This window comes from Aeromonas simiae (assembly GCF_014892695.1).
In the GTDB taxonomy this organism is placed as follows: Bacteria; Pseudomonadota; Gammaproteobacteria; order Enterobacterales; family Aeromonadaceae; genus Aeromonas; species Aeromonas simiae.
This window is the reverse complement of the sequence record NZ_CP040449.1, coordinates 528,761-542,300: the sequence shown is the minus strand read 5'-3', so window position 1 is coordinate 542,300 and position 13,540 is coordinate 528,761. Positions and strand designations below refer to the sequence as shown.

At 61.5% G+C, this 13,540-nt stretch carries 14 protein-coding genes; 11 read left to right on the top strand and 3 right to left on the bottom strand.

Features of this window, described 5'->3' with window-relative positions:
• Positions 1-3: 3 nt before the first annotated feature.
• The 8 genes from nuoJ (at position 4) to FE240_RS02570 (ending at position 7,096) form a co-directional block, all read left to right on the top strand.
• Positions 4-546, top strand: coding sequence for an NADH-quinone oxidoreductase subunit J (gene nuoJ / locus FE240_RS02605; protein ID WP_193003274.1), 543 nt, complete (start codon positions 4-6; stop codon positions 544-546).
• Positions 543-851: an NADH-quinone oxidoreductase subunit NuoK gene (gene nuoK, locus FE240_RS02600; protein WP_193003273.1), complete on the top strand. Its 309-nt coding sequence runs from the start codon at positions 543-545 to the stop codon at positions 849-851. The genes nuoJ and nuoK overlap by 4 nt, the downstream gene beginning before the upstream one ends.
• Positions 848-2,695 (top strand): NADH-quinone oxidoreductase subunit L, encoded by a 1,848-nt coding sequence (gene nuoL / locus FE240_RS02595; RefSeq protein WP_193003272.1) that lies wholly within the window; start codon positions 848-850, stop codon positions 2,693-2,695. Before nuoK ends, nuoL begins: the two co-directional genes overlap by 4 nt.
• A 34-nt stretch (positions 2,696-2,729) precedes the next feature.
• Positions 2,730-4,247: an NADH-quinone oxidoreductase subunit M gene (gene nuoM, locus FE240_RS02590; protein WP_193003271.1), complete on the top strand. Its 1,518-nt coding sequence runs from the start codon at positions 2,730-2,732 to the stop codon at positions 4,245-4,247.
• On the top strand, positions 4,244-5,704 hold the full coding sequence (nuoN, locus tag FE240_RS02585) for an NADH-quinone oxidoreductase subunit NuoN (RefSeq protein WP_193003270.1): 1,461 nt from the start codon (positions 4,244-4,246) through the stop codon (positions 5,702-5,704). The genes nuoM and nuoN overlap by 4 nt, the downstream gene beginning before the upstream one ends.
• 238 nt (positions 5,705-5,942) lie before the next feature.
• Positions 5,943-6,401, top strand: coding sequence for a zinc uptake transcriptional repressor Zur (gene zur, locus FE240_RS02580; RefSeq protein ID WP_193003269.1), 459 nt, complete (start codon positions 5,943-5,945; stop codon positions 6,399-6,401).
• Positions 6,391-6,852 (top strand): chemotaxis protein CheX, encoded by a 462-nt coding sequence (locus tag FE240_RS02575; RefSeq protein WP_042048581.1) that lies wholly within the window; start codon positions 6,391-6,393, stop codon positions 6,850-6,852. Before zur ends, FE240_RS02575 begins: the two co-directional genes overlap by 11 nt.
• 22 nt (positions 6,853-6,874) lie before the next feature.
• On the top strand, positions 6,875-7,096 hold the full coding sequence (locus FE240_RS02570) for a hypothetical protein (RefSeq protein WP_193004606.1): 222 nt from the start codon (positions 6,875-6,877) through the stop codon (positions 7,094-7,096).
• 51 nt (positions 7,097-7,147) lie between these two features.
• Here FE240_RS02570 and brnQ read toward each other — a convergent pair whose 3' ends face one another.
• Positions 7,148-8,410: a branched-chain amino acid transport system II carrier protein gene (gene brnQ, locus FE240_RS02565; RefSeq protein WP_264293197.1), complete on the bottom strand. Its 1,263-nt coding sequence runs from the start codon at positions 8,408-8,410 to the stop codon at positions 7,148-7,150.
• 236 nt (positions 8,411-8,646) lie between these two features.
• A complete protein-coding gene (locus FE240_RS02560; protein ID WP_193003267.1) occupies positions 8,647-9,354 on the bottom strand; it encodes a tRNA1(Val) (adenine(37)-N6)-methyltransferase in 708 nt (235 codons plus the stop codon).
• Positions 9,355-9,467: 113 nt separating this feature from the next.
• Here FE240_RS02560 and srmB point away from each other — a divergent pair, with 113 nt between their 5' ends.
• Positions 9,468-10,697 (top strand): ATP-dependent RNA helicase SrmB, encoded by a 1,230-nt coding sequence (gene srmB / locus FE240_RS02555; protein ID WP_193003266.1) that lies wholly within the window; start codon positions 9,468-9,470, stop codon positions 10,695-10,697.
• 44 nt (positions 10,698-10,741) lie between these two features.
• On the opposite strand, the gene FE240_RS02550 is transcribed toward srmB, so the two are convergent.
• Positions 10,742-11,515: a BPSS1780 family membrane protein gene (locus FE240_RS02550; RefSeq protein WP_193003265.1), complete on the bottom strand. Its 774-nt coding sequence runs from the start codon at positions 11,513-11,515 to the stop codon at positions 10,742-10,744.
• A 158-nt stretch (positions 11,516-11,673) separates the two neighbouring features.
• Between FE240_RS02550 and FE240_RS02545 the strand changes: the two genes are divergently transcribed.
• On the top strand, positions 11,674-12,510 hold the full coding sequence (locus FE240_RS02545; protein WP_193003264.1) for a hypothetical protein: 837 nt from the start codon (positions 11,674-11,676) through the stop codon (positions 12,508-12,510).
• 2 nt (positions 12,511-12,512) lie between these two features.
• Positions 12,513-13,337: a M23 family metallopeptidase gene (locus FE240_RS02540; RefSeq protein ID WP_193004415.1), complete on the top strand. Its 825-nt coding sequence runs from the start codon at positions 12,513-12,515 to the stop codon at positions 13,335-13,337.
• The last annotated feature ends 203 nt before the right edge of the window (positions 13,338-13,540 follow it).

Here is a 13,540-nt window from a genome sequence, read left to right as displayed (position 1 = left end):
TGCATGGAACTGCTTTTTTACATGGCGGCATTGGTCGCCGTTTACTCCACCCTGAGGGTCATTAGCACCAGCAACCCGATGCATGCGCTGCTAAACCTCATCGTCTCCCTCATCGCGGTGGCCATCATCTTCTTCACCTTGGGCGCCTCGTTCGCCGGGGCCATGCAGGTGATCGTCTATGCCGGCGCCATCATGGTGCTGTTCGTGTTCGTGGTGATGATGCTCAACCTCGGCTCGGCCAAGGAGCAGGAGAAGCAGTGGCTCTCTCCGGCCACCTGGGTCGGCCCGGCCCTGCTCTCGACCCTGCTGCTGGCGTTTCTCGCCTACGGCATCCTCGGGGTGACCGGCGGCCAGCTCGGCAGCGCCGAGGTGACCGCCAAGCAGGTGGGCATCAGCCTGTTCGGCCCCTATGTCATCGCCGTCGAGCTCGCCTCCATCCTGCTGCTGGCCGGTCTTATCACCGCCTGGCACCTGGGGCGCGAGGAGAAGCCGGGCGAGGTGCTTTCGGTGCCGAAACAGAAAGAACAACAAGGAGGTGAGGCGTGATCAACATTCCCATGGAGCATGGCCTGCTGCTGGCAGCCGTCCTCTTTTGCATCGGCCTGTGCGGTCTGCTGATCCGGCGCAACCTGCTGTTCATCCTGATGAGCATCGAGATCATGATGAACGCCTCGGCGCTGGCCTTCGTGGTGGCCGGTAGCCGCTGGCTGCAACCTGACGGCCAGATCATGTACATCCTGGTGATTTCCCTGGCAGCCGCCGAGGCCAGTATCGGACTGGCGCTGGTGCTGCTGCTCTACCGTCGTTACCACACCCTGAACGTGGATACTGTGAGCGAGATGCGCGGATGAGCCTGCTAACCCTGACTTTCGTTTACCCCTTGCTCGGCTGGCTGCTGCTGGCCTTCTCCCAGGGCCGCTGGAGCGAGCAACGTGCCGCGCTGGTCGGCGTGGGCAGCATCGGCCTCTCGGCGCTCACCACCCTGTGGGTCGGCATCGATTTTATCGGTAACCCGCCCGAGGGGGGCGTCTTCAGCCAGACCCTGTGGCAGTGGATTGCCGTCGGCAACTTCACCCCCGCCTTCACCCTGTCACTGGATGGGCTCTCGCTCACCATGATGGGGGTGGTCACTGGGGTGGGCTTCTTCATCCACCTGTTCGCCTCTTGGTACATGCGCGGCGAAGAGGGGTATTCGCGCTTCTTCGCCTACACCAACCTCTTCATCGCCAGCATGATCTTCCTGGTGCTGGCCGACAACCTGCTGTTTGTCTACCTGGGCTGGGAAGGGGTGGGGCTGTGCAGCTACCTGCTGATCGGCTTCTACTACCGAGATCGTAACAACGGCGCTGCCGCCCTCAAGGCGTTCGTGGTGACCCGGGTGGGCGACGTTTTCCTCGCCATCGGCCTGTTCATCCTCTACCGGGAGCTCGGCACCCTCAACGTACACGAGCTGCTGGTGCGCGCTCCTGCCATGCTCGAGCAGGGCTCGCCAGCCCTCGAACTGGCCTGCCTGATGCTGCTCGGCGGCGCGGTTGGTAAGTCCGCCCAGCTACCGCTGCAAACCTGGCTGGCCGACGCCATGGCCGGCCCGACCCCGGTCTCGGCGCTGATCCACGCGGCCACCATGGTGACGGCAGGGGTCTATCTCATCGCCCGCACCCACGGCCTGTTTGTGATGGTGCCGGACGTGCTGCATCTGGTCGGCGTGGTCGGGGCCATCACCCTGCTGCTGGCCGGCTTCGCCGCCCTGGTGCAGACCGACATCAAGCGCATCCTGGCCTACTCAACCATGAGCCAGATCGGCTACATGTTCCTGGCCCTCGGGGTCGGTGCCTGGCAGGGAGCCATCTTCCACCTGATGACCCACGCCTTCTTCAAGGCGCTGCTGTTCCTCTCGTCGGGCTCGGTGATCCTCGCCTGCCACCACGAACAGAACATCTTCCGCATGGGGGGGCTGAGAAAGAGCCTGCCGCTGGTCTATCTCTGCTTCCTGGTGGGGGGCGCGGCCCTCTCGGCCCTGCCGCTGGTCACCTCGGGCTTTTACAGTAAGGACGCCATCTTGTGGCAGGTGCAGGCCTCGGGGCAACAGACCCTGCTGCTGGCCGGTCTGGTGGGGGCATTTCTTACCTCCCTCTACACCTTCCGCCTGATCTTCATCGCCTTCCACGGTAAGGAGAAGATCCAAGCCCACGCCGGCCACGGGCTGGCCCATCATCTGCCGCTGCTGGTGCTGCTGGTGCTCTCCACCGCGGTGGGCGCCCTGATCGTGCCGCCGCTGGCCGGTGTGCTGCCGGCCGGCCCCGGCGATCATCTCGAAGAGGGGCGCCACAGCCTGGAAATATTGTCTGGCATCGTTGCGATAGCGGGCATTGCCCTGTCGGCCCTGCTGTTCCTCGGCGAGCGCCGCCTCACCACGGCGCTGGGCCAGAGCGCGCTCGGCCGCCCGGTCGCCAGTCTGTGGCTGCACGCCTGGGGTTTTGACTGGCTCTATGATCGCCTGTTCGTACGGCCATTCCTGGCCCTGGCCCGCCTGAGCGGCCCGGACCCGGCCGATCGGGTGATGGGCTGGAGCGCCACCTTGGCCCTGCTGGGTAACCGTCTGGTGGCGTTGACCGTCACCGGCAAGCTGCGCTGGTACGCCGCGTCCATCGGCATGGGCGCCGTACTGGTGCTGGCCGTGCTGTTGTTGGTGTGACGGCGCTGCCGTCACCGCATTAAGAGAGGATATCGTGACTCTACTCCTAATCCTGCTCATCCCCTTCATCGGCGGCCTGCTCTGCTGGCAGGGTGAGCGCTTTGGCGCCCATTTCGTGCGCTGGGTGGCGCTGGTGTCGATGACGACGGTGCTGGTGCTGGCCGGGGCCCTCTGGCTCGGCGGCACCTATGCCCTGCCGCAAAGCGGCTTCATTCAGTGGGCCGCCGAGCTGCGCCTTGCCTGGATCCCGCGTTTTGGCATCGATCTGCACCTGGCGGTCGACGGTCTCTCCATCCTGATGGTGGTGCTCACCGCCTTCATCGGCGTGCTGGCCATCCTCTGCTCCTGGAAGGAGATCGTGCAGCGAGTGGGCTTTTTCCACCTCAACCTGCTGTGGATCCTAGGCGGCGTGCTCGGCGTCTTCATGGCGGTGGATCTGTTCCTGTTCTTCTTCTTCTGGGAGATGATGCTGGTGCCCATGTACTTCCTGACCGCCCTGTGGGGCCATTCGGTCAGTGACGGCAAGTCGCGCATCAACGCGGCCACCAAGTTCTTCATCTACACCCAAGCCAGCGGCCTCATCATGCTGGTGGCCATCATCGGCCTGGTGCTGACCCACTACCACGCCACCGGCGTCTTCACCTTCAACTATCAGGATCTGCTGCACACCGAGATGAGCGAAGGGATGCAGTGGGCGCTGATGCTCGGCTTCTTCATCGCCTTCGCGGTCAAGATGCCGCTGGTGCCGCTGCACGGCTGGCTGCCGGATGCCCACAGCCAGGCGCCAACCGCCGGCTCGGTGGATCTGGCCGGCATCCTGCTAAAGACCGCCGCCTATGGCCTGCTGCGCTTTGCCCTGCCCTTGTTCCCCGAGGCGTCGGCGGCGTTTGCCCCTTATGCCATGGCGCTCGGCGTCATCGGCATCTTCTACGGAGCCCTGGCGGCCTTCGCCCAGACCGACATCAAGCGCCTGGTGGCCTACACCAGCATCTCCCACATGGGCTTTGTGATGATCGCCATCTACTCGGGCACCGAACTGGCCATCCAGGGCGCCGTGGTGCAGATGATCGCCCACGGTCTCTCGGCGGCTGGCCTGTTTATCCTGTGCGGCCAGCTCTATGAGCGCCTGCATACCCGCGATCTGCGCGAGATGGGTGGCCTGTGGAGCCGGCTGCGCTACCTGCCCGGCGTGATGATGTTCTTCGCGGTGGCCTCGCTCGGTCTGCCGGGCACCGGCAACTTCGTCGGCGAGTTCCTGATCCTGCTCGGCAGCTTCCCGGTCGCCCCGCTGATGACCATCCTCGCCACCTTCGGCCTGGTGCTGGCCTCGGTCTATTCGCTCATCATGCTGCATCGCGCCAGCTTCGGCCCAGCCAAGAGCAGTAATCCGCTACAGGCCCTCGATGGCCGTGAGGTGACCATGATGCTGGTGCTGGCCGGCCTTTTGATCCTGCTCGGCCTCTACCCGCAACCCGTGCTGGATACCGCCAGCGCCAGTGTGGCCCAAGTGATGCACTGGTATGTGACCCCCTCTGCCGGAGCCCTGCAATGACGTTTACAGCTTCTCAACTGCTGGCCCTGCTGCCCCTGCTGCTCACCAGCGCCACTTTGGTGGCGCTGATGCTGGCCATCGCCTGGCGGCGCAACCACGAGTTCGCCTTCATGGTGACCATCGCCGGCCTCAACGCCGCGCTCCTCTCGGTGCCCTTGGTGATGGGGCTAGGCACCCAGCAGGTCACCCCACTGCTGGTCATCGACAGCTACGCCCTGTTCTATTCGACGCTGGTGCTGGTCGGGGCGCTGGCCACCTGTACCCTCGCCCGTAGCTGGCTCAAGACCCTGCCGGACAACCGCGAGGAGTTCTACCTGCTGCTGCTCATCGCCACCGCCGGGGGGCTGGTGCTGGCTGGCTCACGCCATCTCGCCTCCCTGTTTATCGGTATCGAGATGCTGACCCTGCCCATGTTCGGCCTGGTCGCCTATGCCCGTGGCGAGCGCCACAGCCTAGAGGCCGGCGTGAAATACATGGTGCTCTCGGCCGCCTCCACCGGTTTTCTGCTGTTTGGCATGGCCCTACTCTATGCCCAGGCCGGCAGCCTGAGTTTTGCCGACATCGGCAAGACCCTGACCACCAGCCCTGAGCACCATCCGTTGCTGCTCGGCGGCATCGGCATGATGCTGGTGGGCTTTGGCTTCAAGCTCTCGCTGGCGCCGTTCCATCTGTGGACCCCAGACGTTTATGAGGGCTCGCCGGCCCCGGTGGCCACCTTCTTGGCCACCGTCAGCAAGGTCGCCGTGTTCTGCGTACTGCTGCGCTTCTACTTGGCGGTACCCGCCGCCGGTGACGCCGCAGTGCAGTGGCTGCTGACCGCCATCGCCATCCTGTCGATCCTCATCGGCAACCTGCTGGCCCTGATGCAGAGCAACATCAAGCGGATGCTCGGCTACTCCTCTATCTCCCACTTCGGCTACCTGCTGACCGTGGTGGTGGCAAGCCGACTGGGGCAGATCCCGGTCGAGGCGGCCGGTGTCTACCTGCTGATGTACCTCTTGACCAACCTGGGATCGTTTGGGGTGGTGAGCATGATGTCGAGCCCGTTCCATGGTAAGGATGCCGACAGCCTGCACCACTACCGCGGCCTGTTCTGGAAGCGCCCCTACCTGACTGCCGTGCTGACCGTCATGATGCTCTCGCTGGCCGGGATCCCGATGACCCTTGGTTTTATCGGCAAGTTCTATCTGGTCGGCGTGACCGTCGAAGCCAAGCTGTGGTGGCTGGCCGGCGCCATCGTGCTCGGCAGTGCCTTGGGTCTTTTCTATTACCTGCGGGTCATGGTCACCCTCTACCTGCGCGAACCCGGCATGCAGCGCCGCGATGCCGAGGCGGGTTGGCACCTCTCCTCAGGCGGCGTGGTGGTGCTGCTCTCCGCCATTTTGGTGGTGCTGCTTGGCATCCTGCCGCAACCGGTCATCTCGCTGGTACGCGGCCTGATGACGATGCAGTTCTGACAAAAAGACCCCGGCCAAGGCCGGGGCCTTTTTTTTACGCATTCTCCGCCAGCAACGCATGCACTATGCCGTGCCATGCGAAGCGACATACCAATAGTGTCCACCCAGTCCCACCCGATCCTGTGCGTTTTTATCGCCCCCAAAGGCCGGTTTTTCAGCATCAGCCTCTCCCTGCCCGACCTCGAACGCCGCCGGCTGTGGTACTATGAATGCCTCATGAGAAATAACCAATCGAGTGATGGAACAGGATCAACTGCTAGAGCGCGCCCGCCTTCTGTGTGACCAGCGCGGACTTCGTTTCACTGCCACCCGGCAGCAGGTGTTGCGCCTGCTGGCCCGGCATGGCAATGCCATCAGCGCCTATGAATTGCTCGATCAGTTGCGCCTCACCGAGCCCAATGCCAAGCCGCCAACTATCTATCGCGCGCTCGATTTCTTACTAGAACAAGGTTTTGCCCATAAGGTAGAATCCCTCAACGCCTACCTGTTCTGCTGTCATTTCGATCACGCTCATCCTATGCAACTCCTCATCTGCGATCGCTGTGGCAACGTAGTCGAGCTGCACGACAAAGCGATCGACAGTGCGTTTATGGAACAGGCTTCACTGTATGGCTTTACTATTACCAACAAGACCATAGAGGCACACGGTCAGTGTGCCCGCTGCACATCCAGTCAGGGGAATAAACATGAAGGCTGATTTCATCAATCCATTTCTCTTATCCCTGCTTAACGTCATGTCCACCATGGCCCAGCTCGAACTCAAACCCGGCAAGCCCAAGCGTAAAACCGATGAGCTGGCCCGTGGCGACATCTCCGGGCTCATTGGCATGGTGGGCCCGAAGACCCGTGGCTCACTCTCCATCAGCTTAGAGAAGCGACTGGCGCTCGAGATCATGCGCCGCATGCTGGGCGAGGCCCCCGCGCACCTCAATGGCGAAGTGACGGACATGATTGGCGAGATCACCAACATGGTCGCCGGTGGCGCCAAGCGAATGTTGGGAGAAAAGGGCTATGAGTTCGACATGGCGACCCCCATCGTCGTCGCAGGGCCGAGCCATGCCATTACTCACAAGGCCGAAGGCATGAAGATCATGATGCCGTTCGAAAGTGAGTTCGGGGGCGCGACCGTCGAGATCTGCTTCGAATAGGAGCCACGCCATGTAGACGCTGTTGAAATGGATCTTCATCGGCTGGGCTGGGGTGCTTGTCCTGTGTGACATGCGCTTGCAGACCTCCATCTACCGCTACGAGGACAACCGGGTCGAACTGCGGCTACCACGCTGGCAGGCAGACACCCCATGGGCCCGCCTGATCTGGCATGCCGGGCAGTGGCAGTGGGACTGGTATGGTCTAGAAGGCGCGCGTCGCCCCCTCGACATCTCCCCCGAATAACGAAAAGAAAAAGGGCCTGCAATTGCAGGCCCTTTTTCATGGAGATGACTCTCAGGCTGTCTTGGCCTCGACCGGGGTTCTCGGGCGAACCAACATTCCCAGCCCGCAGGCGGCCAGGGTCGGCAGCAGCCAGGCCAGGCCCTTATCAAACAGGGGCAGGAAGGAGAAGGTGTCCATCTTCACGCCAGCCGCACCCAGCCCATCCAAGCAGCCGAACAGGAAGGCGATGGTCAGCACCAGACGGAAGGTGAGGGTCGGGCGACCGAACTGCTCTTTGAGGAAGGTGAGCACCACCAGCGCCACTGCCACCGGGTAGATAGCGACCAGTACCGGGATGGAGAGGCTGATGAGCTGGCTCAGACCCACGTTGGCGACCAGGGCACAGATGGCACCCATCAGCACCACCAACTTGCGATAAGAAACGCCAGTCAGGTTGTGGAAATAGTCGGAGCAGGCAGAGATCAGCCCCACGGCCGTGGTGAAGCAGGCCAGGGTGATGATGCCGGCCAGGATCAACTGACCCGGTTGCCCGAACAGGCTCAGTACATAGGCACTGACGATAACGCCGCCGTTGCTCGCCTCGCTCACTACGCCCAGCGCCGTGTTGCCGAGCTGGAACAAGGAGACATAGACCACACACAGGCCGGTGGCAGAGATGGTACCGGCAATGGCCAGATACTTGAACTGACTGCGGTAGTCGGTGACACCCTTCTGACGCAGCAGGTCAACGATGAGGGCACCAAACATCAGGGACGCCAGGGTGTCCATGGTGTTGTAGCCTTCCAGCATCCCTTTGATGAAGGGGGTGCTGAGGTAGTCGCCAGAGGCTTCCGGCATGGTGCCCTGCGGGGCGATCAGCACACCGGCGGCCAGCGCCAACAGCAGCACGATCAGCACCGGAGTCAGCACCTTACCGACGGCATCCATCAGCTTGCCCTGATTGAGGGAGACCAGAATGGCCAGACCGAAGAAGATCAAGGTATAGAGGATCAGCCCCTCCTGTCCCATCTCCCCCAGGAAGGGTTTAAGACCCATTTCATAGGCCACCAGACCGGTACGGGGAGCGGCAAACGCCGGCCCGATAATGATATAGATGGCCACCGCCAGCACGGTGGCGACCCCTGCCGGCAGCAGACGGGTCATGCCCGCCCACCCATCGCCCGCCTTGGCGACGGCGATGATGGTCACCAAGGGCAGACCGACGGCGGTGACCAGAAAGCCAAACATGGCCAGGGTCATGTGCTCACCAGCCAGAAAACCGGCCAGAGGGGGGAAGATGATATTGCCTGCGCCCAAATAGAAGGCGAAGGTCATAAAGCCCAATCCGAGTACATCGGACAGTGTCAGTGATTTCGTCAAGGTCAACCTCGTCTGTCTTGTAACTTATTGCTTTTTTGTATTTTTTGGCTCTGCCGACCCCATGGGAGAACGGTAGGCAAAAAAAAGGCGCCGCTGTTTTATTGACCTGAAGCAGTGGTTTTTGCTGGTCTGGAGCGGTCGCTCGTTTTAACGTCAGAATAAAGGAGTGAGAAATAAGTTCAAGACGAAATTTACATCTTAAGATAGAAGGGAGAGGTTAACTGGATATATCTTTCGCAATAACGACCATCAACAGAATGGATCACGATTTGACCCTGTTTAGCCGTGATTAATTCTCTGGAAAACAGCAATAAAACACGATTTGCCTCTTTCCCCTCCTTGCCGACCACTATTTCATCACATGCACAATGCAGATCATATCGTGCTGCAATATTCCGCAAACGTTCGCCCTCCTCGCGGGGAAGTACCAACGCCACCCGCCCCTGCGGAGCCAGTAGGCGCTGACAGGCAGCCAGCAGATCGTGCTGGCTGAGGCTTCCCGTATGTCTGGCGCGGGCTCGCGCCGGATCGGCAAAGGACTGACCGGCATGGAAATAGGGGGGATTGGAGACAATGAGATCATACGGCCCGCCCTCGAACTGCTGCAAGGAAACAGGATGCACATGAATCTTATCAGGCCAGGGGGAGGCCAGCACATTCTCCTGTGCCTGCGCGGCGGCAGCAGGATCTATCTCGATCGCGTCGATCTGCACATCAGGGGCTGAGCGCTGGGCCAGCATCAGGGCGATGAGGCCGGAGCCGGTGCCAATATCGAGGATGCGCCGCACCCCGTCGAGCGGCGCCCAGGCGCCTAGCAGCACCCCGTCCGTCCCCACCTTCATGGCGCAGCGGTCATGGGCCACATGAAACTGTTTGAAGGTAAATCCAGGGCTTGCCATTACACACTCCTACTGCACAGGGAGCGGATTATAGCGATTGTCGCCCTCTCGCCATAGGAGCCGGCCTCACTATCGCCTATAATGCGGCGTTTTCTCCGTAACCGAGTATCGCCATGAGCATGTCCTTCGACGACTTCGACCTGCACCCAGCCCTCAACCAGGCCCTGGCCGACATGGGCTTCACCCGCCCCACGACCATCCAACAGATGGTGCTGGAGCCGGCCCTGGACGGCCGCGATATTCTGGCCTCAGCACCGACCGGCACCGGCAAGACCGCCGGTTTCCTGCTGCCTGCCTTGCAACATCTGCTCGATTTTCCGCGCCGCAAACCCGGCCCTTGCCGGGTACTGGTGCTGACACCGACCCGTGAGCTGGCGTTGCAGGTGACTGCCCACGCCAAGGCGCTGGCGGCCCACACCTCACTCGCGGTCGAGACCATCATCGGCGGTGTCTCCCACGAGGAGCAGCGCCCGGCCATGACCCGTACCACCGATATCGTGGTTGCCACCCCAGGCCGTCTGCTCGAATACATCAATGCCGGCGAGTTCGAGAGCGATGACATCGAGATCCTGGTGCTGGACGAAGCGGATCGCATGCTCGACATGGGCTTCATCGACGACGTCGGCCGCATCGTTGCCGAAGCGCGCTATCGCAAGCACACCCTGCTCTTCTCTGCGACCCTGGAAGGGGCGGGTCTGACCCGCTTTGCCAATGAGATCCTCAAGGAGCCGGTCGAACTGCACGCCGAACCGCCGCGCAGTGAACGCCGCAAGATTACCCAATGGATCCACCTGGCCGACGATGCGGCCCACAAGCTGGCGCTGCTGACCCACATACTGCGCGATCCCGAGACCAAGAAGGCCATCATCTTCGTCAAGACCCGTGAGCGGCTGGCCGAACTCGCGGGCCAGTTGCAGACCGCAGAGATCCCCTGTGCCTGGATCCGTGGCGAGATGGAGCAGGAAAAGCGCGTCGAGGCAATCCGCAAGTTCAGCGAGGGGGATGTTCCCTTCCTCATCGCCACCGACGTGGCCGCCCGTGGTATCGACCTGCCAAACGTCAGCCATGTCATTAACTACGACATGCCCTACAGCGCTGACGTCTATGTGCACCGTATCGGCCGTACCGGCCGCGCCGGTAACCGCGGTTGCGCCATCAGCCTGACCGAAGCCCATGACATGGCGGTGGTCGCCAAGATCGAACGCTACACCGAGGAGCGCCTCAAGCGCCGGGTGATCGACGAGCTGCGCCCCAAGCACAAAGAGGCCAAGGTGCCCACCAAGAAGAAAAAGCCCAAGGAGGACAAAAAGAAGTCCACCAAGAAGAAGGGCAAGAAGCGCTAATAAAAAAACAGGCCGGGGAAACCCGGCCTGTTGCTTGATGACGCTCAGGCGTCGAAGTGAGCGGCAGGCGCCTCGTCAGAGGGCATCACCGGCATCTCCCCGTCGGTAAAGATGTCGCGATAGGCGACATAGACGGAGTAGTTGAGCGTCGGGATCACCACCAATAACCCCACCACGAGCAGCATGCTGCTAAGGAGCAATAGCACGCAGGCCAGCAGGCTCCAGGTCAGGAAGGGCCACATATTGCGCAGACAGCCGATGAAACTCAGCCACAGGGCGTGATGAACAGGCACTTTCTGCAACAAAATGAGCGCCGGAGCAAACGTGATCGCCATCAACAGTGGCACCGCCATTAACAGGCTAAGCGAGACGGCCAGCAATACCGCCCGCATCTCATCAACCGTGAAGGAAAGGTTGAGCGGCTCCTGGGCCAGCAACAGTTGGGCCGGCTCCCAGTGAGTGAGCAGCGCCGAGCTGAGAAGCTCAATCGGCAACAGCGCTAGGATCAACACCACGCCACCAGCCAACAGAGACCGGAACTGCTGACGAAAACCGGTGAACAGATCGTCGAAACGGATCTGCCGCTCCCGCCAAGCTCGCTGGGCTGCGGCCATCCACCCTGCCATCCACACCATATAAAGCAGATTGGAGATCACACCACCAATGGGCAGCATCTCCAACAACAAGCCGATGGTCAGCCAGCAAAGCAACATAACCACGCTCACTCCCCGCCCATGAAGAAAGAGAGCAAACCCGCCACGGGTCCAGTACCAGCCACGACCAGCAGGATGGCGACGCGGCATGGGGTGAGTCTGCATAAACGGGCTCCTTGAAAAACAAGCCGTTGATTTTATATGAGAAGAGTGAATATACCATGAGTGTTTTGGCACAATTACCGCACCATTGAGCAGAAAGGGGCCGACTTGGCCCCCATTTACCGTTAAAATCCGCCCATTGTTGCCATCGCGGAGGCCTTATGCGCACCCGTCTGCTCTTCATCCTGCTGTCACTTTCTCTTGCGCTCAACCTGACCCTGTTGATGCGCTTGCCATCCTTCGAGCAGGCCGCCGACGCAACACCAGAGGTCACGCAACAAGAAGAGTCACCATCGTCCCTCCCCTGTCCTGTGCCCTCACTCAAACCCGGAATGCGAGCCCCCATCGGCAACCGCACCGAGACAAGTGGAGCCCTTCCCCCTCCGATAGAGCTGGAGCAGGCCATCAGCGAATGGACCCGCGGCAGCGAAGGGAGCCAGTTGCTCGACAAGTTGTTTATCGCCGAGCAGGGACGCGCCTTACCGGCCCTGTTCACTCAGTTGGCAATTCCTCCTGCCTTGCAATCACAAATTGGCGAGCTACTTGAAGAACTCTATCGCCTCAGCTTCGAGCAACCGGCCAACTATGGGCCGCGCAGCAAGGCCATCTGGGAAGAGATCGCCATGCTGACCGACCCGCAAACACAAGAGCGGCTCGAGCACACACTCAGCAGCGATGATCCCTATCGCATGCGAGAGTTGCAGGGGCGGATGGCCGAGCAAGGGGAACTGCTCAGTGCCTCGCAGCGCGACGCCTTACTCAGGATGCTGACCGAGACCGAGCAGCAGCTCTCCCAGAACCTGGCCGCCGACCCGGCCCAATGGTTAGAGACCCAGCGTCAGACGACTCAGCAGTTGCTGGCCCAAGCGGCCAAACAGCTCAACGCACACCAGTATCAGGTGCTGCGTGACATGCTCGAGCTGGATCTGCTGCACCAGGAGGTCAGCACCCGTCTCGAACAGATCTACCAAGACCTAGACCCTAAACCGGAATTATGATGATGCGCTCCCTGCTGTTACTCTCTGCCCTGCTCTTCTCTCTCACCGCTCATGCCGAAGGCTTCCTGACCCGGCTGCTTAATCATCCCGTTCCCGGTGGTGTGGCCGTCCTCAATCTGGGGGATGGCTCCCCGCCGCCGCAGGCCAGCTTCAACAGCAAACCGGTCATGGTGGTAAAAGAGGAGGGAACCCGCTGGATTGCCGTGGTCGGCATCGACCTCAAGACCCTCCCTGGGGAGCAGACGCTGAGAGTGAATGATGGCCGAACGCTCTCCTTCACCGTGCAACCCAAACGCTATCGTGAGCAGCACATCAAGCTGGCCAACAAGCGCCAGGTCAATCCGCTGGCTCAGGATCTCGAGCGCATCAACCGCGAACTGGCCGAGCAGAATAAGGCCTATGCCACCTTTACCCCCGGCACACCGAGCAACCTACTGCTCGACAGACCGGTCAGCGGCCCGCTCTCCAGCCCCTTCGGCCTGCGCCGCTTCTTTAACGGTGAGGAGCGCAACCCCCACTCCGGCCTGGATTTTGCCGCCCGCCTCGGCACCCCGATCAAGGCCCCTGCCGCCGGAACCGTCATCTTGGTGGGTGATTACTTCTTCAATGGCCGCACCGTCTTCATCGACCATGGTCAGGGTTTCATCAGCATGTTCTGCCACCTCTCCGCCGTTGATGTGAAGGTGGGTGACACGCTGACGCGCGGCGCCGTACTCGGCAAAGTCGGCATGACCGGACGCGCCACTGGCCCGCACATGCACTGGAACGTCAGCCTCAACGGCAGCCGGGTCGATCCGGCCATCTTCATCGGTGCCTTCACCCTCTGAGTCAGACAAGGGGGGGCATCCCCCTGATGCCCCCGGCCTGCCTCTATCGTGTCAGGCCATATGGCTCCCATGCCGAGCCTCACCCAACTCCGGCACAGGGCCCAACACTCGAAAGGCGTTGAAAAGAGTGCAGCCCTAAGCGCTTGCGTATGTCCCCCACAAACCAAAACGGCGCTTTACCCCCCCCCTCCCCTGGCTTAGGC

What these genes read in the sequence shown, in the direction of transcription:
- brnQ (WP_264293197.1), bottom strand. Translation starts at nt 8,410, where the DNA reads ATGACCTTCGCCTTCTATTTGGGCGCAGGCAATATCATCTTCCCCCCT.
- FE240_RS02575 (WP_042048581.1), top strand. Translation starts at nt 6,391, where the DNA reads ATGAAGGCTGATTTCATCAATCCATTTCTCTTATCCCTGCTTAACGTC.
- zur (WP_193003269.1), top strand. Translation starts at nt 5,943, where the DNA reads ATGGAACAGGATCAACTGCTAGAGCGCGCCCGCCTTCTGTGTGACCAG.
- FE240_RS02545 (WP_193003264.1), top strand. Translation starts at nt 11,674, where the DNA reads ATGCGCACCCGTCTGCTCTTCATCCTGCTGTCACTTTCTCTTGCGCTC.
- srmB (WP_193003266.1), top strand. Translation starts at nt 9,468, where the DNA reads ATGAGCATGTCCTTCGACGACTTCGACCTGCACCCAGCCCTCAACCAG.
- nuoL (WP_193003272.1), top strand. Translation starts at nt 848, where the DNA reads ATGAGCCTGCTAACCCTGACTTTCGTTTACCCCTTGCTCGGCTGGCTG.
- FE240_RS02540 (WP_193004415.1), top strand. Translation starts at nt 12,513, where the DNA reads ATGCGCTCCCTGCTGTTACTCTCTGCCCTGCTCTTCTCTCTCACCGCT.
- FE240_RS02560 (WP_193003267.1), bottom strand. Translation starts at nt 9,354, where the DNA reads ATGGCAAGCCCTGGATTTACCTTCAAACAGTTTCATGTGGCCCATGAC.
- nuoJ (WP_193003274.1), top strand. Translation starts at nt 4, where the DNA reads ATGGAACTGCTTTTTTACATGGCGGCATTGGTCGCCGTTTACTCCACC.
- FE240_RS02550 (WP_193003265.1), bottom strand. Translation starts at nt 11,515, where the DNA reads ATGCAGACTCACCCCATGCCGCGTCGCCATCCTGCTGGTCGTGGCTGG.
- nuoN (WP_193003270.1), top strand. Translation starts at nt 4,244, where the DNA reads ATGACGTTTACAGCTTCTCAACTGCTGGCCCTGCTGCCCCTGCTGCTC.